We start from the raw sequence: 21324 nt of genomic DNA, 5'->3' as shown, positions 1-21324 counted from the left end.
ACTTAAAGTACCGCCTCAAGCGGGACGTTCATCCTACCTGCACCAGTGTTATCGTCAAGCGTTTTTAGATTTTTCTTTGAATTTATTGCTTAGCTTTGAGGCTATATAAAACCAATGCAAAGTATACTAAAGCTAATCGTTCTGGTGACGCTACAGACTAATGTTTGGCTGCCTCCCTTGAACAGAGCGCGCATTTTAGAGATAAAAAAAATATGTTCAAGTGTTTTTGTCAAAAAAAGTGATAAAAACAGCCTTGGCTCGTTCACTTGCTCTATTAGTGCTCAATTCGTCTAAAATACAAACAAAAAATAATAAAAACACCTTTCAATGAATAGATTACTGGCAAAAATTTTATAAAAGCGTCATATTGTAGGTGCCTTTTACATAACATTAACAAAAATAAGAGAAGGAAAGGTTATGGTATCCGTTAAAGCGCCACTTTTATTCGTGGCTTCAATCATGTTGGCTGTGATTGGCTTTTTTATCGCAGGTCAATTACTTGGTGAGGGATCAACAAGTATTGAAAAGTCGATGTTTTCAGTTGGGGTTATTCTTAATGCTGTTCTAATATTTATATTAAGCAGTATGACTAAAACTAAAGCTTCTACTAATGTCTCTTCATCTGCATCATACGAAGCAAGCAGTTCATCTGTATCAAGTGATGACGTTTCTGATGAAGACGTTTCCACTTTATACGTAGGTAATCTGCCTTATCGTGCTAACGAACAAATAGTAAAAGAACATTTTGAAAGCTTTGGCTATGTTAGATCGGTAAGATTAATGAAAGATAAACGAACTGGTAAACGTAAAGGTTTCGGGTTTGTTGAGGTCGCTGCACATGAAGCTGATTCAATGATAGAAAAGCTAAATGATTCAGAGTTCCAAGAAAGAACAATAAAAGTAAGACCCGCTAAGGATAAAGTGGCTTAGTTTTTAATACTTTTTGAAACAACTAAAAAGCCCGCTATTCAGCGGGCTTTTCATTTCGAGCTTCAGTTTGTTCTTCAATATTTAAGCCTTCCAAGAGTTTGGCATTGAAGGTATGAAATCTATTGATTGCACTTAAGATGTCCGGCACCTGAACATCCTTCAACTCATTCACTAAACTATTAATGACTGATTTAAAGTCTTCTGCCGAGCCTAATTGCTCCGTTGCCTGATTCAGTCCATCTAAGACTTTATTCAAGTATTGCGCAACAGCTTTCGGAGACTTCAGGTCAGCACTCGGTTTCTCAGAGTATTGTTGAACTTCACCGTACTTTTGTATTTTCTGTGAGCTCTCTACTTTGGTAAGCTGTAAAGCAAAGCTCGCTAACTCAGTATTGTCATAGCCAATTTCCAAGGCTTGATTATATGCCTGTTCAATATCACCGCGGTAGAAAGTATTTGCTACATCATCTGCTTGCGCGACCAAATCACCAATGGCTTTCAGCTCATCTTCATCCAGATCACCTTTCACCTGAAGTGAAAAATTGGTCGTTTGCTGATAAATCAAGCTCGTTTGTGAGTCACCATTTTCAGAACTAAAACTTTCTCTACTTGTATTTTCTCTGAGACCAAAACGAATTTGAACCTCATCTCCGTCTCTAGTGCGAACAGAAAACTCACTTAGCTCTGCTTTTTGAAGTGACAATGATTCTCCACTAAGCTCACCGCTCTTCTCGCTCTTATCGAAAATTTTGTTTTCGAGCCTTTGAATACCATCGAAGATAGACGCTTTGCTATTTGCTATACCTTCTTTGACTTCTTCAGTCGCGTTTGCACCAAGCTCTTCTTCAGCAAGTTCGATACCTTTTGATACACCATATCTAGCTTGTTCGAATAAAGAATTCAGTTTGTCATCAGGCGCACCATCTGAAGCGGCCTTCTTGATAACGCTGCCCACGAAGTTGAGAACATTGCGAGCCACCTCTTCAAAATCAAAGAGAGGCTTTTTGACCTTCATCTCATCATCTTCAGTTTTTGAAGTGACATCGGACGTTCGCCCTTCAATCGTTAAAGTCTGGCTAATAGACACACCTAGAACGCGTGCAGCCACCTTTCGATTGTCCGAAATATCTTGATTTGCATTTGCAAAAGACTGTTGAAGCTCTTTAGCTTGCTTCAATCCGTCTTGTTGCAGTTGTTTGTTGAGTGCGACATCAGGGCGAACCACTTTTGGCTGCTCTGTTGGAACTGTCTTAATTTCACCTAAATTCATTGCAAATACCTCTCTATCCTCAACACCCTTATCGGCACGTGAAAATAAAACCTTTAGCTTTAACTTGGTAAATTTTTAAAAAACTTTACAATTCACTCTCTACAATCAACATTTAGGTTATTCATGTCAGAAAATATCTCCGAAAAATATCAACTACAACTTGATGAAAAAACGAATAGAGTCAAAAACTTACTCTCTTCTTTTTATGATTCAGATATTGATATTTATGCGTCTCAACCACACCATTTTAGGATGAGAGCAGAGTTTCGGATTTGGCATGACGGCTTAGATACTTACCACATCATGTTCGACAAGGTGAATAAAGAGCAATATCGCGTCGATCAATTGGAAGCTGCAAGCGAAATAATCAATGTCGGTATGAATTTGATGAATGAGGCTTTCAAAGGCAATGAGATATTGCGTCGCAAACTATTCCAAGTTGATTATTTGAGCACCTTAACTGATGAACTGTTGATCACGCTGGTTTATCACAAACCATTAGATGAAACATGGGAAGCTGAAATTAAGCGCTTAAAAGATTCACTACCGAAAGATTTGAAAATTAGCTTTATTGGCCGTTCAAAAAAACAGAAAGTGGTATTGGAAAACGATTATGTTATTGAAGAACTGAGCATCAAAGGCGAAAGATACAAATTTAAACAAATAGAAAATAGTTTCACGCAACCAAATGCACGAGTTAACTGCCACATGATCGAATGGTCTATGGCCCAAGCCAGTGAAACAGAGAGAGATTTACTTGAGCTATATTGTGGCTCGGGTAACTTTTCAGTGCCTTTGGCCAGTTGCTTTAGAAATGTGCTGGCAACTGAGATATCTAAATCATCGGTGAGCGCTGCGCAATTTAACATTGAAATGAACAATGTTGAAAATCTCACGATTGTTCGACTTTCAAGCGAGGAATTTACTGAAGCTATGACTGGCGTTCGTGAATTTCATCGCCTAAGAGATGTCGATTTAGGCCAGTACGACTTTTCAACGGTACTTGTCGATCCACCTCGCGCGGGCATCGATGATAAAACGATTGAGTTGATTCAGCAGTTCGAAAACATTGTCTATATTTCATGTAATCCTGAAACGCTTGCCGAAAATTTGGAAAAGTTACATAAAACTCATGATGTTAGGCGCGCAGCTTTGTTTGATCAGTTTCCCTTTACGGAACATATCGAAAGTGGTGTGTATTTAGTGAAACGTTAAGCTTTAGCGAAGAGAGTATTGCACCGCACCTAATTGAATAAATCGAAGTTGTACTTTCACTCGTTTAGCGGTTTCCGCAACTGAGATTTTATCCGTATCTAGTGCTTCTGCACCTGCACTAAAGACCAATTTGACCATCGCTTCTGCTTGCATTGTGGCTATGTGCCGAGGCAAGCGAAGCTGTAAAACAACATAATCACTCAGTTCTTCAGTAAAATGTTGAATTTCTCTTGCCACAGCAGCTCGAAAAGCAGCAGATGTCCCAGTGTGTTCGCGCAATAAGAGGCGAAATACGTTCTTATTGTCGGTAATAAACTCCATAAAAGTATCAACCGAGATATCAATCACGCCACCACCTGCTTCAAAACGCTGGCGAGCTTGCCTCATTAACTGGCGTAATGCTAATCCAGCCTCATCTACAAGTGTTAGACCCAACTCATTAATATCGCTAAAGTGTCGATAAAAGGATGTAGGCGCAATTCCAGCTTCACGAGCAACCTCGCGTAAGCTCATAGCCGATAAGCTTTTGTCTTCGTCCAATAAGCTAAAAGCCGCATCTACAATGCGTTGTCTAGTTTGGAGTTTTTGTTCTTGTCTATTCATATGTGCATAGGGTACAACATAAATTGAGAATTTAAGAACTTTATTTCTTGCCAAATAGGTCAACAAAAGTTAGATTAGCGTACACTTGTAAGCTGAACTTTTAAGGCAACTCTTGAACAAACCACCCATCATATTAACCAACATTTTGGTTTTTAGTGTTCTTACATTAATAGCATTGGTAGGGACACCAATTTGGGCACTCACCTACGGATTCGACGGGTTCGAAATAGGTATTTCCATCTTCCTTTTCTACTTTACTGGCATGTCGATTACAGCTGGCTATCACCGCCTTTGGTCGCACAAGACTTACAATGCACACCCTGTTGTACGTTTTATTCTAGCTGTCGGTGGTGCAATGACATTGCAAAATAGTATATTACATTGGTCTTCCGATCACCGCGTGCATCACAAACATGTAGACGTGAATGATAAAGACCCCTATTCCGCGAAACGTGGTTTTTGGTTTTCTCATATTGGCTGGATGCTGAGAGAATACCAAGCGACTCGATATTCCGATTACGAAAATTGTAAAGACTTACAAAAAGACAAAATAGTCATGTGGCAACATAAATATTATTTGCCTATTGTGTTGATCTCTAACTTTGGAATTACAGCGCTGTTGGGTTGGTTGAACGGTAGCATTTTGGGCATGATCTTACTAGCTGGCGTCACCCGACTTGTGCTAGTGCACCATGTCACGTTCTTCATTAACTCTCTCGCTCACATGTGGGGTTCACGTCCTTTCACCGACAAAAACTCTGCCAGAGACAATGGCATTTTAGCCTTCTTCACGTTTGGCGAGGGTTATCATAACTTCCATCACATCTTCGAATACGACTACAGAAACGGCGTGAAATGGTGGCAGTTTGATCCTACCAAATGGTTGATCAAAAGTTTGTCATATGTGGGCTTAACTTCGAAACTCAGAACCTGCCCTGAAGAGCGTATTGAGAAAGCAAAACTAGAAATGCAGTTAAAATATGCTCACGACAGAGCAATAGCGTTACCAAATGCAGAAGAAATTGCTGCGAAAATTCAGCATGAATACGACGTTTTGATGCATCGCATGGCTGAATATTATGCAACAAAGAAACGTTTGGTAAATATGAAGAAGAAAAATCTTAAAGCGAGCTATGAGCGCTTAGAGCTAGATTTTAAATACAAAGAATTGAAGCATACTTTAGAGGTTCAAAAGCAAAAATGGCGTACAATGTACTCCTTTTATTTAGAACCTCAGACGGCTTAGTCTATAAAATAAATGAACAAGGATGCTACGGCATCCTTTTTTATTTCTTAATTATTGATAAACTATTGTAAACACATTGAGAAGACCTTATGCCAAGCAAAAAAAGTAAAAAACAAGCCTTTGATTTCGATGCAGTTGTCATCGGTACCGGACCAGCTGGTGAGGGTGTTTCAATGCAGTTGTCGAAAGCAGGCAAAAGAGTAGCAGCTGTCGAACGCTACGAATCGGTTGGCGGTGGTTGCACGCATTGGGGCACTATTCCATCCAAGGCTTTACGACATTCCGTAAGTCGCTTGGTTGAATACAATCAAAACCCATTGTTTAACGATAACAACACAACCAGAAGCCTGACATTTGCTGACATCATGCAACATGCCAGCGGTGTTATACGCAAACAATCTAGATTACGCTCTTCATTTTATGAGCGTAACAATGTTCCTGTAATAACAGGTGAAGCGAGTTTTGTTGATAAGAACACGCTGAGTATCAGTCGAAATGATGGGTCTATTGAAACAATTACTTCCAAGCAGTTCGTTCTTGCTGTTGGCTCCAGCCCATACACCCCAACGGACATAGATTTCACTCATCCGCGCGTTTATAACAGTGACACTTTACTCTCATTACAACATCACCCTCGCACAATAATCGTTTATGGTGCCGGAGTCATAGGTAGTGAGTACGCCTCTATATTCCGTGGGATGGGCGTGAAAGTTGACTTAGTCAACATGCGAGATCGGCTTTTGTCTTTCTTGGATACGGAAATTTCTGACGCACTGAGCTATCACTTGTGGAACAACGGTGTAGTGATTAGGCATAATGAAGAGTATGAATCGGTTGAAACTCACGATGATTATGTGGTTTTAAACCTAAAATCTGGTAAACGAATGAGGGCAGATTGTCTGTTATTCGCAAACGGTCGTTCTGGTAACACGAAAGAATTGAAACTCGAAAATGTTGGCTTAAAAGCTGATAGCAGAGGGCAAGTTAAAGTGAATGCTAATTACCAAACTGAAGTTGAAAATATCTATGCTGTTGGCGACGTTGTCGGTTATCCAAGTTTAGCTTCAGCAGCCTATAATCAAGGTCGTTTTGCAGCAGAAGCGATGCTCTCTGGTGTTTGTCATAAAGCGCTCATTGAAGATATTCCTACTGGTATTTATACCTTGCCAGAAATTAGTTCCGTCGGAAAAACCGAACAAGAACTCACTGAATTGCGAATTCCTTATGAAGTGGGTCGCGCACAGTTTAAACATTTAGCTCGCGCTCAAATAGCAGACACTGTTGTTGGTAGTTTGAAATTGTTGTTTCATCGCGAAACAAAAGAAATCCTTGGTATACATTGTTTTGGTGAGCGTGCCTCAGAGATTGTGCATATCGGTCAGGCTATTATGCAGCAAGACGGTCCTGGCAATACCATAGAGTATTTTGTAAATACCACATTTAACTACCCTACCATGGCGGAAGCTTATAGAGTCGCCGCACTTAATGGATTGAATCGAGTCTTCTAATTAAACAAGGGAAGAAAACAGAAATCTCTGCTTCCTGAGATTTCTGATCCCCTGATCATTTACCCATTCACACTCAAAAAGTCTTTCAGTTCTTTGAAAGGTAATGCTTTGGCGAACAAAAATCCCTGCGCTTCATCTGTCCCTAACTTAAGCATTTTGCTTGCCTGAGCTCTATTTTCAACACCTTCAGCAATTGTCGTCAGTCCTAACTGCTTACCAAGATTCACAATTGCTTGAGCAATAAATGAATCCTTCTCTGTATCAATGTTTTCAACAAATATACGGTCAATTTTAAGCCGATCTAATGGGAGCTTTTGAATATAACTCATTGACGAAAACCCCGTTCCAAAATCGTCAATAGCGATCAATACTCCATATTCCTTTAATTTATCCAACGCTCGGATCACAATTTCCGGTTCATCCATAACAACCGACTCAGTAATTTCCAACTCCAGTAAATGCGGTGGAATATCGTGTAAATCAATAATATATTTAACATAATCGACAAAGTCAGGATCTCTGAACTGCAGCACAGAAACATTCACCGCCATTCGAATATTTGCTCGGCCATCGGCAATCAAGATTTTAAGCCTACGCACTGACTCTGCTAGTACCCATTTCCCAATTTCAACAATCAATCCTGAATATTCAGCTAAAGGAACAAAAATCTCGGGCGACAGGAACTCTCCACTTCCGTCGCGCCAACGTAACAGTGCTTCTACGCCTATCGTTTTTTCACTGATGAGATCAATTTGAGGCTGATACCAAACCTCGAGTTTTTCTTGCTCAAAATCTCTTTGCAAGTTGCGAATTATGTCTAATCGCTCGCGGATTTCTTCATCCATTGCGGGAGTATAAAAAACCCAATTTGTGGAAATACTCTTTTTTGCATGATTCAAAGCTACATTGCCACATCTAAGTTGATAAATGGCATCAACATCATGTTGAATTTTGCAAAAACCAATGTTTATATTTAACTTGAGAGCGTGCTCACTGACTATGAAAGGCTGCACAAACAAGTCATTAATAATATTGGGGTCAACAAACCTGGCATCGCCAATAATGCCGAAGACATCCCCACTTATCCGGCCTACTTTGATGTTTTCTCCGACAGAACTTGCAAGCCTTGTTGCTACCGCTACTAACAATGAATTTCCAATATCCTGACCCAATCCATCGTTCACATCAGAAAAGTGGCTTAGGTCGACTAAAGCAAGGTTTTGCCTAACACTTGAGTTTATTTTCATGATGCTAATTAAATTAATGAACTCATTTCGATTAGGTAAATGAGTTAGCCAATCATTGAACGATGTCCGTTTTAATTTTTGAAATAAATTTACGTTGTCTAGGCCGATAGCTATTTGCGAAGCAAGTGTTTCCACGATTTTTTGAGACGTATAATCTAGTGCTGTTTCAGATTCGAAATAGACAACTGATTCAAGCCCTGAATAATTCAGATACAGTAGATTATCACTTGAAAGGTAGTAGTGGCTTTTCGATTTGAGACAGTGCTGCGTTAGCTTTGCTAACTTTTTTGGTAAACTTGGCAAGGCCTGCTTTCTTAGAATCGCCTGAAAGCGATTGATTGCACCGATGACATACAAGTCATCACTGTCTTTTCCAATCAAATGACCAGCTCTAGAAATACAAAAAGCACCGCCGGCCAAACCACAGATTTCATTAATTTTGCTTAGCTGCGAATTGAGATAGTCAGTAACGGAGGCGCTAGAGTCAAAGCCTGTAGCTTTTGAATTGATTGCTTCTAAACCTAATATCAGCTCTTCGTTTGCCAACATAAAATCACTAACCCCCAAAAGTTGATCTTCAAAGCGAGCGTTCAATAAGGTTTCTACTATAGGGAGATTCGTACAAAAAACCAGCAGTAAATGCTGGTTTTCCTTATTTCATTGAGTATAAGTGTAACAAAGTATATCAAGCAGGGATTTGCTTTAGTTATATACCGTCACCATCACCAAATTCGTGTAAACCACACTCACGTTTTAAGCCGAAGAAACGTGTATCTTGCTCTGACATCCCCTCTTGTAAGGCGATAGTAGTATGCCAATCGCCAATAGACACAAAACCTTTTTCCCATAACGGATGGTAAGGTAACTGGTTGCTGGTTAAGTATTCATGCAATTGTTTATTTGATTGATCTAAGATCGGGTGAACTTTAAATTGCTTGCCTTGCTTTTGTAGCACTTTCAGTTTGCCACGCGAATCGGATTGATCTCTTCGCAAACCAGCGAACCATGTTTTAGCATCTAAGTCCTTAATTGCTCGCTGCATAGGTTCCACTTTATTCAGCTTATTGTATTTCTCAAGTCCTTCAGTACCTTGTTCCCATAGTTTACCGTGCCTAGCTTCTTGCCATCCGGCGCTCAATTTTGCAGAGTAAACATGCAAGTTAAGATTCAAACGCTCACTCATTTCATCAATGAATTGATAGGTTTCAGGAAACAAATAGCCAGTATCAGTTAATACAACCGGAATACCTGGTGCTACTTCATTTACTAAATGAAGCATTACTGCTGATTGCGCGCCAAAGCTAGAAGACAACATATGATTAGCAGGTAAATTATCCAAAGCCCACTCAACCCTTTTAAGGACAGGCATTGCTTCAAGACTTTGATTTAAGTTTTCAAGTTCGTGCACATCGATGTTTAATTCGATGATGCCTTCTTCAGTGATTTGCTCAGCTAGACTAATCATAGAAATCCTTAGCCGAGTCAATGACTGGCGCAATAATGCCTGCTCGGATAACAAAATCACCAAAAGCCTCATTGTCATGACGCTCTTTCGACCAGCGCCCAATAAGATCATCCAAGTGCTTCATGATTTCAGTGTCGGTTATGTTCTCTTTGTACATTCTTGGAATACGAGTACCTTGACGATCACCACCAATATGAAAATTGTACTTACCTGGTCCTTTGCCGACTAAACCTACCTCGGCAAGCATCGCTCTTCCACAACCGTTAGGACAACCAGTAATTCGATAAATGATGCTTTCTTCCGGCATTCCGTGTTTCGCTAGTAAACTTTCAATTTCAGTCACTGCGTCAGGTAAATAACGTTCTGCCTCAGCCATAGCTAGAGGGCAAGTGGGTAATGAAACGCAGGCCATCGAATCTTTACGCTGGTTTGAGACACTTGCTTCCATTAAACCATGCTGAACAGCAAGCGCTTCAATTTGGGCTTTTTGCTCAATTGACACGCCTGCAATGATGAGGTTTTGGTTTGCCGTCATTCTGAAATCGCCTTGGTGAATTTTAGCTATTTCTGCACAACCTGTTTTTAAGGTTTTGCCTGGATAATCTAAAATACGGCCATTTTCAATAAACAAGGTGAGATGATGCTTGCCATCAATGCCTTCAACCCAACCGAAACGATCGCCTCTACTAGTGAATTCGTAAGGCTTACTCGGAGCAAAACTGATGCCTGCACGCTTCTCAACTTCCGCTTTGAAAGTATCTACGCCAACGCGCTCTAATGTATATTTGGTTTTTGCATTTTTACGATTAACTCTATTCCCCCAGTCACGCTGAGTAGAAAGCACAGCGGCTGCAACATCGAGTGTCTTATCTAAGCTTATAAATCCAAAGTCGTCTGCTTTACGTGGGAAAGTGGTATGGTCGCCATGCGTCATCGCTAAACCACCGCCAACAAGCACGTTAAAGCCAACAAGTTCACCGTTTTCCGCTATCGCGACAAAATTCAAATCATTGGCGTGCACGTCAACATCATTTTGTGGGGGGATCACAACCGTTGTTTTGAATTTGCGTGGTAAATACGTTTTGCCTAAGATCGGCTCGTCTTCTTGCGTCGACTCAACTTTCTCACCGTTTAACCAAATTTCTGCATAAGCATTGGTTTTAGGCAGTAAGTGCTCACTTATTTTAGTAGCCCAATCCCATGCTTGCTTATGTACTTTTGACTCAATTGGATTAGAAGTACAAAGTACGTTTCGGTTCACGTCACCAGCCGTCGCAATCGAATCAATTCCAGCTTTATTCAAGGTCTGGTGCATCATTTTAACATTCGGCTTTAAGACACCATGAAACTGGAAAGTTTGTCTAGTGGTCAGTCTGATACTGCCATACATTGTATAATCTGATGCAAATTTATCGATTACTAACCACTGCTCTGGCTTAATTACGCCGCCAGGTAGTCGCGCTCGCAACATTACGTTATGCAGAGGTTCTAGCTTTTGCTTCATGCGCTCGGCACGGATATCTCGGTCGTCTTGCTGATACATGCCGTGAAAGCGAATAAGTTGAAAATTATCGCCGTTAAATCCACCAGTCACATCATCTTTAAGATCCTCAGCGATAGTTCCTCGCAGTAAATTACTTGCGCCTTTCAATCTTTCGTTGTCAGAAAGCTTACCTTCAACTTTATATTTGTTGTCATCGCTCATTAGTAAACATCCTTCTGGTATCTCTTTGACTTGCGTAAATTAGTTACATACTGCTTTGCCTCGGCGGCTGATTGATTACCGTGTTCTGCAACTAGCGCTAATAATGTCGTCTCAACGTCTTTGGCCATTCTCATCGCATCACCACAGATATATATGTGCGCGCCTTGCTCCAGCCATGCAAACACTTCTTTCCCATTTTCTCTTAGTCTGTCTTGCACATAGACTTTCTCAGCTTGATCACGAGAAAAAGCTAAACTGATTTTGCTCAATAGACCAGATTTTAAATATCCCTGCCATTCAGTTTGATACAGGAAGTCTTGCGTAAAATTTGGATTGCCAAAGAACAACCAATTTTTACCTTCTGCTTCTAGCGCATCTCTTTCTTGCATAAATGCTCTGAAAGGAGCAATACCGGTACCTGGCCCAATCATGATAATCGGTGTATTTGGATCTGCAGGCAATCTAAAATTGTCGTTATTTTCAACGTATACGTTTACCTTTTCGCCCTCTTGTAAGCGAGTTGAAAGGAAGCCTGAAGCGCCTCCTTGATTCACCTGTCCATTAATTTCATATTCGATATGCGCAACGGTTAGATGAACCTCATCTTCAACCTCAGCTTGACTCGATGCAATAGAATACAAACGCGGAGTGATGGGTCGAAGTGCCTCCACCAAAGACTGTGCGTCAATTTTCGCTGGATACTTTTCGACAATATCAACAATCTGAGAAATCGATAAATATTCTCTCAAAGCTGCTTTATCAGACAATAGATTGCCTAGCTCTGCATGTTCAGTCGCTGCCTGGTAGGATTTTACAAAACCTGGATAACTGAGTGTGAGTTCTAGCTTGCTTACCAATGCTTCCATCAAGCTAAGTTGAGTGCCAGCCAAACTAACTTTGTCATCGGCCTTAGTCGAGGTTGCTGCAAGAATTCTTTTAACTAGCGCTTCGTCATTATTAAACCAAACGCCTAAGGCATCGCCGGGTTGATATGCTATGCCACTGTCCTCAAGGGAGATTTCAATATGACGGATGTCTTTAACGGAATCACGTCCTGTGATCTTTAAGCTTTCATTTAGCGTCGCTGAGAATGGCTTCTTCTTGCTATATAAAGATTGAGAAACGGCACTAGCTGCCGGATTTAAGCTAGCTGTTTGTGAGCTAACCACTGGTACCAATTCATCTTTAAGCTTAGCATTTAAAGATTCAGCCCACGCCGCCACACTAGCTTCGTAATCCACATCACAATCGAGTCGCTCAACGATAGGTTTGGCACCAAGAGCCAATAAGCGAGATTCGAAATCTTTACCTGTTTGGCAGAAGAATTCGTAGCTTGTATCTCCTAAACCAACAACCGCGAATTTCAAATTGGGTAGTTTTGGTGCTTTTTTACTTGCTAAAAATTCATATAACTCAACAGCATCATCGGGTGCATCACCCTCACCATGAGTGCTAACAATAACCACCAAATGGGTTTCGTTTTTAAGCTGACGGGGTTTATAGTCGCTCATACTGACAAGGTTACAATTGAAACCTTTTTCAAGCGCCGATGCTTTATAGCTATTCGCAACGCCTTTAGAGTTACCCGTTTGTGAGCCATAAAGAATAGTTAAAGTAGCTTGGGTCGCAATATTTTGTACAGATTGAGCTGAAGAAGGAATAGGCAGCGCACTGACTGATCCCGCCAAGCCTGCTAGAAAGCCGCTTGCCCAAATAAGTTGCTCTTTGGATAGGGAAGACGCAGTGCTTGAAAGCAGCTGCATTTGCTGCTCAGTCAACGCTGAGAAGTTTTTATTGCCGTTATTTGAAGTCATTTATCGTTAACCTTAGCTAGTACTGCACTAAGGTTAACGACTTTCTTACATAACCTGAAAGAATTAAATCAGATTTTTTATTACTTTTTAGACTTAAGAAATTTCAATTTGAGTGAAAGATTTTAGAAATCGAATTCTAATCCAACAAATACTCCTGAAAATTCAAGGTTGGAATAAATATCATCTAAGTCATCTAGCTCGACTGTCAGTGAGCGATAACCCGCTTGTAGCGTCATATCTAATGCCAAAGTTTCAACAAAACTGTAGGTTATAGCAGCCTGAAAGTCAGAAACGGTACTATCTTCAATTGCTAGAAAACTACCTTCTGCATGCAAACCCAAACCTGTAAACGGTAAACCAACTTGCACTTTTGCGTAGGCCATTGGTATCACACCCGAGAATTCTTCAGCAGCCTGCCTGTTGCCTGAAACTTCAGCGACTGAAATGATGCCATCTAGGTATTTACCGTTAATACCAAGATCGATAGTTAGTAAGTCATTATCGAGGATCTCATAATACAAAATGAAATCCGTTGCTGTCATATCAATTACAGTATTTAGATTAGTATTCTCACTATACAAAGTGCCATCAAACTCAAATTCTGCCGTAAGTGTCGTAACACCTGATGAGTCAAGTGTCGTTCTATTTACTTTAATATTTGGAATTAGTGGGATTGGATGTTCTAAAGCGACATAAAAAGAGCCGTTTGTTTTGTCATCAAACGAGAAGTCAGTTAACGATGACTCTTGATTAGAAAAACCCCCTTCTACGCCCATATTCCAAGCCTGCGCCCCAACATATGCGCCTAACAACGTATCGGCTTGCGCCGGAACAACAGCCGTTGCTGCTAATAAAGCACAACCCAAAAGTGACTTTTTCATATTTTATCCTTGATTTAATAATTCTGATAATTCGATTAAAGCAGCATTTGCTCTTGAAATATAGTTCGCCATTACTAACGAGTGATTAGCTAACATACCAAAGCCATCTCCATTTAGTATAACGGGCGTAAATACAGTTTCTTGAGTCGCTTCCAATTCACGGATAATTTGGCGCAAACTGACAGTCGCGTTTTTCTTCTCCAGAACATCTTTAAAGTCAATTTCAACCGCCTTTAAAAAATGTAGAAGTGCCCAACTTGCTCCACGTGCTTCATAAAAATTATCATCTAACTTAAACCAACTAGTTTTATTTCTGAGAACAGGAGTTTGCGGCGTAGACTGTCTTGCTTCTGAATCTCCTGCCAATTCGGTATTAATAACATCTGAACCAACACTCGCGCTCAACTTTTGAGACAAGCTGCCTAAACGTTTTTCCACTTGTTTCAACCAATCGCGTAAATTATCGGCTCTAGCATAAAACTGCGTATTTGAATTGGTAATATTACCAAGCTCTGCTTGATATAAGTATAGTTGCTCAACGGCTTTTTCATAGCGAGATTCAGAGGATGGCAAAATCCAGCGATTATTGTCATTGTTGTAGTAAGGTTGCGCTTGAACTAATTGTGGGTTTTCAAGAGATTGAGATTGTGAGCGACTAAAGTCTTTACGCATCGACAAAGCTAAATCGCGACTCATCTCTAACACGCCAAATTCCCAAGCAGGAATGTTGTCCATGAAGATACCAGGAGGCATAACATCATTCGTTAAGTAGCCGCCATTTTTACCCAGCATAAGCTCGGTGACTTTAATCAAGGTTGAGGTTGTTGTGTAGCCCGTGACCACCTGATGGCCTTGAGCTGATGCCATATCATGGGCATTCTTTCGAACATCAAATGTGTCCGGTGCAAAGCTCCACCAAAATCCGAGTATTGTAAACAACAATACGATAGTGATAATTCCCGCAGAGACTGTTTTGGTAGAAAGAAACTGTGCCATAAATATCCTTTGACTTTGCTTAACTTGAGCAGAAAAACTCGTAACCGCAAAAGCGGTTGAAAACGACAACTTAACCCTTCGAAGCTTTATTGTACAAGGCTACCTACTTATACCGCAACAAAAGGATCGCTAAAACATACGCCAAAGCAGTTGGGAAAGTTAAAAATATCATACTAATGACTGCACCGGCTCGAACCCAAAGTGGATCGACGTCGAAATATCTCGCTACTCCAGCACAAACACCAGAAATAATAGCGCGATTAGCATCTCTAAATAATCTTTTATCATTGATAACTGTTTTCATTGTAAGTACCTCTTTAGTATGTATTCTGTGCGTCTTTAAAAGTAAATTGTCAACGTTGACGTATTTTTTGTTCAGCTTTTGCTAGTAGCAATTAAATTAAAGTGCTCAAGGCAGATAACGACAGTAGCGCTACCTATATAAAACAGAATAGGTGTTGCTAGTATGCCTATAAGGCTGATATGGCCTAACATAAACTTCTCCCTAAGGAACGAGACAAGTCGCTATACGACTTGTCCGTTAATTAATCTTCAGTTTTCTCTGTTGTGCTTTTGTCGCTCTTAACACTTGCGATGTCGGTGATAGTTACTGATGTCACTGGCGCATCTGGATCAACAGGACTTGCAAACGTAAAGTTATATGCTGAAGTTAAAATCGACTTTTGAACTTCTTCGTTTATTTCCTGAGTTACTGTTTGCATAGCTTGATTAACCACAGAATTTAAAACTCGTTCAACATGTGACTCCTGAGCATGTACTGAAGCGGTGCAAGCAATAGCAGTAGCGAATATAGTAGTTAGTGCAGTTTTCTTAATTGACATGATATTTCCCTCAAAATGTTAATAGTGTTGGTTACGCTTACTGCTACGAAACCTAAATTTATATGCCTTTTCGGCAAGGACACTTAGACATAGCGATTGTTGTGCCAACTTTGAGAAAAAATATTTTATTTATAAATATCAATAAGATATAAATATCAGTGATTCTAAAGAAAGAATAGTTCGGAAAATAACGGGGGTTGAGTGGTTAATTTAACCACTTGTGTTGGTAAAATTAACCAAATTTTGAAAATGGAATGACTTATAGAAGTTTAAAGGCGAAACACTAGACTAGCACTCAACCTTACTTGCCTGAAAATCGCGAGCTTTTGTCTGAGCTTCAACTACTTTTTCGCAAGCGTGAAGCAAAATATCTGTGGATGCGTCTCGTTTTGTGCCGTTCTCACTCAAGTATCGTCGCCAAATGCGTCCACCGGCTTGACCTTGGAAGAGCCCCAATACATGTCTTGCGATATGCCATACTTTTGAACCTTGATACACCTGCTCTTTAATATAGGCAGTCATTTGAATAACGACTTCTTCTCTACTGATGGCTTGGCGTTCAGCGCCATATATAGTGGAGTCAACATTGCTCAGGATATATGGATTTGAGTAAACCTCACGTCCCATCATGACACCATCAATGAGTTCTAAATGTGCTTGAGCATTATCTAAGGTGTTTATGCCACCATTAATCGATATTTGCAGTTGTGAAAACTCCTGCTTTAAGTCGTACACACGCTGATAATTCAAAGGAGGGATATCACGATTTTGTTTTGGACTCAGGCCTTTTAACCAGGCTTTTCTAGCATGCACGATAAAGTGCTCGCACCCTGCACCAGCAACCGTTGAAACAAATCGACTTAAACCTTCATAGTCATCCATGTCATCTATACCGATGCGGCATTTGACGGTAACGGGGATATTAACTGAAGCACGCATCGCCGATACGCACTCAGCAACAGTATCGGGCATAGCCATTAGACAAGCGCCAAAGCTGCCATTTTTAACACGATCAGAAGGACAACCTACATTGATATTCACTTCATCATAGCCACGTTGCTCTGCAATTGCTGCGCAATGGGCCATTGCTTGCGGATCACTACCACCTAATTGCAACACAAGTGGATGCTCTTCCGAGCTATATTCTAAATAATCACCTTTGCCATAAATGATGGCGCCAGTGGTTACCATTTCTGTATACAGCACGGTATGTTTGGATAATAGTCGAAGAAAAAAGCGGCAATGGCGGTCGGTCCAATCAAGCATTGGGGCGACTGAGAACTTGTGTGAAATCATAAAATCAGTTGTAAAACCTTTGAGATATAAATGTGCTTAGCCTTTTGTCTGAAAGGCTAAATCAATGCTTAATTATACGGGTTTTACTGTAGCTAAACAAAACAAATAACTAAGTGCGTCGGCGCAGCATGACCAAGCCCAAACCACCCAAAAGCAATAAGCCTGTCGCTGGTGCATTCACTTGAGAATAGTTCCACGCAAAGTTATCTGCCCAAAACCAGTTTAACTCGGATGACTCTGTTACTCGCACTTCGTCAAAAGTGATGTTTGGAAACAATTCGGTGCTGTTATTCCGCAAAGAAAACAAATCTAAATTGACTGTCGAAAGCAAGTTACCCTCGGCTAATAGCTCAAATTTAAACTTTGAGTTGTCTCTAGCATTGCTTGCGAAGCTAAATGAGAATGCACTTGTCAGCTGCTCAAAGAAGATAGAGATCGAAGTTATGCTTGAAGATTGTCTGCAAGAAGTTGACGTACCGATACCAATATATGAATTCCCCGTCAATGCAGTTGATGCTGGGTCGCAATAGCGGTTGTTGAACAAACTCGCGTTTATTCCATTATTTAACACAAATCTGAGACCATTTGCAGCAAATTGATTTGTCAGAATTTCTCCGTTAATAGGAGTCGCTATTCTCTCAAAATCCTCTTGATTAAGCTGTGCACCCGGACTAAATTGCCCAATCGTAATAATACCTGCATTCGCAAAAGATATTGGCGCCAGCAAGGAGCATGCAAATAGTAGCGGTACTACGCCACGTTTACAAAATAATCCATTTTTAAGTAAATTCATAAGTTTAAGATGCCTAAATTAATATTAGAAAGTATAGACCAGTTCAACTGCTGCTAACGTCCAGTTTTCTGTATCTTGGGTAACAAACCGAGGGATTGAAACCTGAGGAATCCAAGCTGAACTGTTCACTGTCTGTAATTTAGCGAAAGCTTGTAAACCTTCGAAAACAGTCCAGTTTAGCCCAACTTCTCTTGCGGCTGATGTTCTTGACTCTGTTACTAAGCTCCACTCTACAGGGCGTAGAAGACGATTACTATCATAACCGTCATTATATGACTCGTGAAGTCGTGTCCATTGGCCCGTGATCATCAAATCACTTTTAATGGCTAATTGAAATTCTGTGAAATAAGCATAGTGACTATATATAGAAGACTTTGCATTGGATTGTAAGTCAGTGTAATGACTGTAAAGATCAATATCACTCAATGACTTTGCTGCAATAACAAGTGTATTTGCCGATGATGAATCCAAGATATCGAAAGACTTAAATGAAGCAGGAATGCTTTGGGTTAATTGAAATGGGTTATTTTGTTGGAAAGCTAAATTATGAGGTACCCAATTAACATTGCTTAGCAATTTACTCATACGCAATTCAACTGCGTTAGTCGCAGTAGAAATGACAATTAGTATAAGTAGGTAAGCAAATTTCATTTTTAAGTTATTTACACTTGTGTTGTTTAAAAAACGATCTACATATTACCTTAGATAATGCCCCTTGAGTTCGAAAAGGGGTATTCTTGACTTGATTAAGATATAGAAAAAAATACCCTAATTTATGTCAATTCGATGCGTCGAAAGTTGAGGGTTATAGCTTGAGGATTCAAAGCCATGTCATGAATATATTGACGTGCAGGCCAGTTAGTTAACAGTTAGCGCTAAATTTAAAGCCAAAATGATAAGCGGACATTTGCGTCATTTTTACTGCATTAATGGATAAAACGTTAGTTGATTATTAGAATTTGATACTTGAATGAAAGTGCTCAAATATGCCAAGACTCTTTTTCTATGTATCAACTCGACAAGCTCGTTAATTGTTAAAAAAACAACACTCTCGATTTCCTCTTATTTGAGCACTCTCTTTCAATTCAAAATACTTGCAAGATAAATCAAATCAGCAAAATCCTTTATCGAAAAATTAAGGGTGGTTCCTTATTAATTGAGTACACACCAATTTCTAAAATTAACCACTGTTTAAAAATCAATCTCTTGAGCACTAAAACATCACCTTTTCGCTTGATTTTCTTGATCTCGCTGGATAAAGGTCTAACATCAATGTGTTGTAAATTTGACCTCTCAAGTATAATAATTCAGTTAGAAGAAAAGGATTTCTAAATTAATAAATCATTCTCCCAACATCGCCAACATAGAGAATCTGTTTTCTCGGCAAGCACGCTATTAGTGGGCTTGAATTTTGGTGCTCTCGGGGCCTTAACGAATTATTTTCTGAGCATACCGTTTTATGGTCACTTTTCACTGTACTTTGGTCAAATTTTCGTATTCCTTTGTCTAACAACAAGAGGCCTAAACGCAGGAATCATTTCATCAGTAGTATCAGCTACCGCTCTCGCGATTAATCTTAATGATCCCTTCTTATTTATCATTTTAGTGAGTGAAACCTTTACCGTTCATATGTTTCTAAGGAACGGCAAAGTACTGTTATTTTCAGACGCCATGTACTGGCTACTCGTTGGCATTCCCTTAGCAATGTTTTTGCTCGCGATTACTAGCGCTAACTCTACCGAGCTTCTTATTATTTCAGGTTTGACACTTAGCATTAACGGCATTTTTTGTGCTTCAGTGGCCGCCTTGGTTTATTCATTTATTCCTGTTCAAAGTGTTTATAGAAATTACCAAGTAAAACCACCAAAATTTGCGACCGTAATCTTTTCACTTTGTATGCTCACAATAACTTTACCAACCATCGCATTATCTTTGATTTTTACTTGGCAAAATACTACCCAAAAAGAAAAAGACATCGCTGAAATGCTTGCTGGACAGGGTGAGCAACTCATGTATATGAGTGAAACCTTTGTAGATAATCATATTTCAGCAGTAAAAACGCTTTCTGCGACGCTATCTAAATCTAGCTTTTCTGTGCCTGTTCAAAGCGTGTTAGATGCAACAGCTGAAAATCAACCCTTCTTCATAAGTATGTTGGTGTCGAATGAAGAAGGTGAAATAATGTATGCAACGCCAAAAAAATATGCACAGATGCTGGGCGCGCAAAAGCAACATTACTTGCATACTCGTCGTTACTTCCAAGACGCTAAAAGTACATTACAAGCACAATTATCAGAGGCTATAGCCGGCGTTGGTTTTGGCAATGATCCCCTAATTACTGTTTCGGCCCCTATTGTATTTGGTGGCGATTTTTATGGAATTTCACAAGGCGCAATCAGGCTTTCAACCTTTTCGACGTTTAAGAAGATGCATATAGACGACAATGGTTTTCAGCAATATGTCATTACAGATAGAAACAATAAAGTCATTATCTCATCGCCAAGTTTGGAACTACCAACACTTTCTCAATTTGACTACATCCCCAGCACAACGCCCTTGATACATGAGATACCAGTCCTATCGTTACGTAATGACAAGTACCTATATTACCAAACAACAACAGAACATGATTGGACGATAACCGTTTTAGCACCGCCTACAATTGTCACTCAAATTATATCGAAAAACTTTTATATTTTGGCCGCAGGTTTGCTATTTACTCTAGTTGTATTCTCGGCCATAGCCAACTTATTAAGTAAACGAATAACCTTACCTCTAGTTCGCTTAGCAGAGCATTTTAGTGACAATAACTTTCCGGAAGATATCGCTAAAGAAGCTATTATTAGTGATGAGATGGTGAAAGTCACAGATAAGCTAATTAACTCTCGACATTTAATGTTGAATTTTCAACAACAGCTGACTCAGCAAGTTGAAGACAAAACGAAGCAATTAAAGGCTCTCAATCAACAGTTGTACAACTTAGCTCAAAAAGACGGTCTAACTTCATTGCTCAACCGTTCTGGATTTGATGATCTTGCAAACTCAACTTTCCGCAACTGTGTAAGAAATCATATTCCAATGTCGATGGTATTAATTGATATTGATGACTTCAAACAAATTAACGATTCATATGGCCACCCTTTCGGAGATAAATGCATTGTCTCTATTGCGAAAACTCTGAATAAATTTTGTAAACGTAATACCGACTTGCTCGGCCGCTATGGCGGAGAAGAGTTTATTATTTTATTAAGCGGTGGAGTGATAGAAGAGCACCATGAATTAACCCAGCGTATTCATAAAGCGGTTAAAGCAACACAAATAAGAAACGATGATGTGATCATAAAAATGACAATCAGTGTTGGTGTAAGCAGCTTAAGTAGTAACTTCGGAATGAGTTTCGAGGGCTTAATCAAGTCTGCTGATGAGCAGCTTTATAAAAGCAAACGCACCGGTAAAAATAAAATATCTATCTACATTCAATAACAATTTTCAAACGACTTAATTCACTTAAAT

18 protein-coding genes are annotated in these 21324 nt (G+C 39.8%); 5 read left to right on the top strand and 13 right to left on the bottom strand.

The features are described 5' to 3' along the window. The first annotated feature begins 417 nt into the window (after positions 1-417). Positions 418-930: an RNA recognition motif domain-containing protein gene (locus tag ACKLNX_RS10970; RefSeq protein WP_412972396.1), complete on the top strand. Its 513-nt coding sequence runs from the start codon at positions 418-420 to the stop codon at positions 928-930. Positions 931-964: 34 nt separating this feature from the next. Here the strand turns inward: ACKLNX_RS10970 and ACKLNX_RS10965 are convergent, their stop codons facing one another. After that, on the bottom strand, positions 965-2200 hold the full coding sequence (locus tag ACKLNX_RS10965; RefSeq protein ID WP_412972395.1) for a DUF5610 domain-containing protein: 1236 nt from the start codon (positions 2198-2200) through the stop codon (positions 965-967). A 123-nt stretch (positions 2201-2323) separates the two neighbouring features. On the opposite strand from ACKLNX_RS10965, the gene trmA reads away from it, so the two are divergent. Beyond that, on the top strand, positions 2324-3415 hold the full coding sequence (gene trmA / locus ACKLNX_RS10960) for a tRNA (uridine(54)-C5)-methyltransferase TrmA (RefSeq protein ID WP_412972394.1): 1092 nt from the start codon (positions 2324-2326) through the stop codon (positions 3413-3415). A gap of 3 nt (positions 3416-3418) precedes the next feature. Here the strand turns inward: trmA and fabR are convergent, their stop codons facing one another. Beyond that, positions 3419-4018 (bottom strand): HTH-type transcriptional repressor FabR, encoded by a 600-nt coding sequence (gene fabR / locus ACKLNX_RS10955; RefSeq protein WP_412972393.1) that lies wholly within the window; start codon positions 4016-4018, stop codon positions 3419-3421. Positions 4019-4130: 112 nt separating this feature from the next. On the opposite strand from fabR, the gene ACKLNX_RS10950 reads away from it, so the two are divergent. Continuing rightward, entirely contained in the window at positions 4131-5264 is a 1134-nt protein-coding gene (locus ACKLNX_RS10950) for an acyl-CoA desaturase (RefSeq protein WP_412972392.1), read from the top strand. A gap of 89 nt (positions 5265-5353) precedes the next feature. Beyond that, complete coding sequence (sthA, locus tag ACKLNX_RS10945; RefSeq protein WP_412972391.1) at positions 5354-6772, top strand: Si-specific NAD(P)(+) transhydrogenase; 1419 nt, start codon at positions 5354-5356, stop codon at positions 6770-6772. A gap of 59 nt (positions 6773-6831) precedes the next feature. Here the strand turns inward: sthA and ACKLNX_RS10940 are convergent, their stop codons facing one another. The 11 genes from ACKLNX_RS10940 to ACKLNX_RS10890 form a co-directional block, all read right to left on the bottom strand. Beyond that, positions 6832-8568, bottom strand: coding sequence for an EAL domain-containing protein (locus ACKLNX_RS10940; protein ID WP_412972390.1), 1737 nt, complete (start codon positions 8566-8568; stop codon positions 6832-6834). Between the two features lie 157 nt (positions 8569-8725). Next, positions 8726-9484, bottom strand: a complete 759-nt coding sequence (locus ACKLNX_RS10935; RefSeq protein WP_412972389.1) for a phosphoadenylyl-sulfate reductase — start codon at positions 9482-9484, stop codon at positions 8726-8728. Next, a complete protein-coding gene (cysI, locus tag ACKLNX_RS10930) occupies positions 9477-11189 on the bottom strand; it encodes an assimilatory sulfite reductase (NADPH) hemoprotein subunit (RefSeq protein ID WP_412972388.1) in 1713 nt (570 codons plus the stop codon). The genes ACKLNX_RS10935 and cysI overlap by 8 nt, the downstream gene beginning before the upstream one ends. After that, entirely contained in the window at positions 11189-13003 is a 1815-nt protein-coding gene (locus ACKLNX_RS10925; protein WP_412972387.1) for an assimilatory sulfite reductase (NADPH) flavoprotein subunit, read from the bottom strand. Before ACKLNX_RS10925 ends, cysI begins: the two co-directional genes overlap by 1 nt. Positions 13004-13125: 122 nt before the next feature. Continuing rightward, positions 13126-13884 (bottom strand): TIGR04219 family outer membrane beta-barrel protein, encoded by a 759-nt coding sequence (locus ACKLNX_RS10920; RefSeq protein WP_411695101.1) that lies wholly within the window; start codon positions 13882-13884, stop codon positions 13126-13128. A 3-nt stretch (positions 13885-13887) separates the two neighbouring features. Continuing rightward, a complete protein-coding gene (locus ACKLNX_RS10915) occupies positions 13888-14880 on the bottom strand; it encodes a DUF2333 family protein (RefSeq protein ID WP_411695102.1) in 993 nt (330 codons plus the stop codon). A 103-nt stretch (positions 14881-14983) separates the two neighbouring features. After that, positions 14984-15184, bottom strand: a complete 201-nt coding sequence (locus ACKLNX_RS10910; RefSeq protein ID WP_411695103.1) for a PspC domain-containing protein — start codon at positions 15182-15184, stop codon at positions 14984-14986. 241 nt (positions 15185-15425) lie between these two features. Further along, complete coding sequence (locus tag ACKLNX_RS10905; protein ID WP_411695104.1) at positions 15426-15722, bottom strand: hypothetical protein; 297 nt, start codon at positions 15720-15722, stop codon at positions 15426-15428. A 288-nt stretch (positions 15723-16010) separates the two neighbouring features. Then, a complete protein-coding gene (gene dusA, locus ACKLNX_RS10900) occupies positions 16011-17018 on the bottom strand; it encodes a tRNA dihydrouridine(20/20a) synthase DusA (protein ID WP_412972386.1) in 1008 nt (335 codons plus the stop codon). Positions 17019-17127: 109 nt separating this feature from the next. Then, complete coding sequence (locus tag ACKLNX_RS10895) at positions 17128-17811, bottom strand: hypothetical protein (RefSeq protein ID WP_411695106.1); 684 nt, start codon at positions 17809-17811, stop codon at positions 17128-17130. A gap of 24 nt (positions 17812-17835) precedes the next feature. Next, on the bottom strand, positions 17836-18462 hold the full coding sequence (locus tag ACKLNX_RS10890; RefSeq protein WP_412972385.1) for a hypothetical protein: 627 nt from the start codon (positions 18460-18462) through the stop codon (positions 17836-17838). Between the two features lie 747 nt (positions 18463-19209). Between ACKLNX_RS10890 and ACKLNX_RS10885 the strand changes: the two genes are divergently transcribed. Beyond that, positions 19210-21294 carry a diguanylate cyclase gene (locus tag ACKLNX_RS10885; protein WP_412972384.1) on the top strand — a complete coding sequence of 695 codons (2085 nt, stop codon included), beginning with the start codon at positions 19210-19212 and terminating at the stop codon, positions 21292-21294. Positions 21295-21324 lie beyond the last annotated feature (30 nt).

It is taken from the genome of Glaciecola sp. MF2-115, from assembly GCF_047250385.1.
Taxonomy (GTDB): Bacteria; Pseudomonadota; Gammaproteobacteria; order Enterobacterales; family Alteromonadaceae; genus Glaciecola.
This window is presented reverse-complemented; position numbering and strand designations above follow the sequence as displayed.

Coding starts and splice junctions, on each gene's coding strand:
- ACKLNX_RS10970 (WP_412972396.1), top strand. CDS start 418: ATGGTATCCGTTAAAGCGCCACTTTTATTCGTGGCTTCAATCATGTTG.
- ACKLNX_RS10965 (WP_412972395.1), bottom strand. CDS start 2,200: ATGAATTTAGGTGAAATTAAGACAGTTCCAACAGAGCAGCCAAAAGTG.
- trmA (WP_412972394.1), top strand. CDS start 2,324: ATGTCAGAAAATATCTCCGAAAAATATCAACTACAACTTGATGAAAAA.
- fabR (WP_412972393.1), bottom strand. CDS start 4,018: ATGAATAGACAAGAACAAAAACTCCAAACTAGACAACGCATTGTAGAT.
- sthA (WP_412972391.1), top strand. CDS start 5,354: ATGCCAAGCAAAAAAAGTAAAAAACAAGCCTTTGATTTCGATGCAGTT.
- ACKLNX_RS10940 (WP_412972390.1), bottom strand. CDS start 8,568: ATGTTGGCAAACGAAGAGCTGATATTAGGTTTAGAAGCAATCAATTCA.
- ACKLNX_RS10935 (WP_412972389.1), bottom strand. CDS start 9,484: ATGATTAGTCTAGCTGAGCAAATCACTGAAGAAGGCATCATCGAATTA.
- cysI (WP_412972388.1), bottom strand. CDS start 11,189: ATGAGCGATGACAACAAATATAAAGTTGAAGGTAAGCTTTCTGACAAC.
- ACKLNX_RS10925 (WP_412972387.1), bottom strand. CDS start 13,003: ATGACTTCAAATAACGGCAATAAAAACTTCTCAGCGTTGACTGAGCAG.
- ACKLNX_RS10920 (WP_411695101.1), bottom strand. CDS start 13,884: ATGAAAAAGTCACTTTTGGGTTGTGCTTTATTAGCAGCAACGGCTGTT.
- ACKLNX_RS10915 (WP_411695102.1), bottom strand. CDS start 14,880: ATGGCACAGTTTCTTTCTACCAAAACAGTCTCTGCGGGAATTATCACT.
- ACKLNX_RS10910 (WP_411695103.1), bottom strand. CDS start 15,184: ATGAAAACAGTTATCAATGATAAAAGATTATTTAGAGATGCTAATCGC.
- ACKLNX_RS10905 (WP_411695104.1), bottom strand. CDS start 15,722: ATGTCAATTAAGAAAACTGCACTAACTACTATATTCGCTACTGCTATT.
- dusA (WP_412972386.1), bottom strand. CDS start 17,018: ATGATTTCACACAAGTTCTCAGTCGCCCCAATGCTTGATTGGACCGAC.
- ACKLNX_RS10895 (WP_411695106.1), bottom strand. CDS start 17,811: ATGAATTTACTTAAAAATGGATTATTTTGTAAACGTGGCGTAGTACCG.
- ACKLNX_RS10890 (WP_412972385.1), bottom strand. CDS start 18,462: ATGAAATTTGCTTACCTACTTATACTAATTGTCATTTCTACTGCGACT.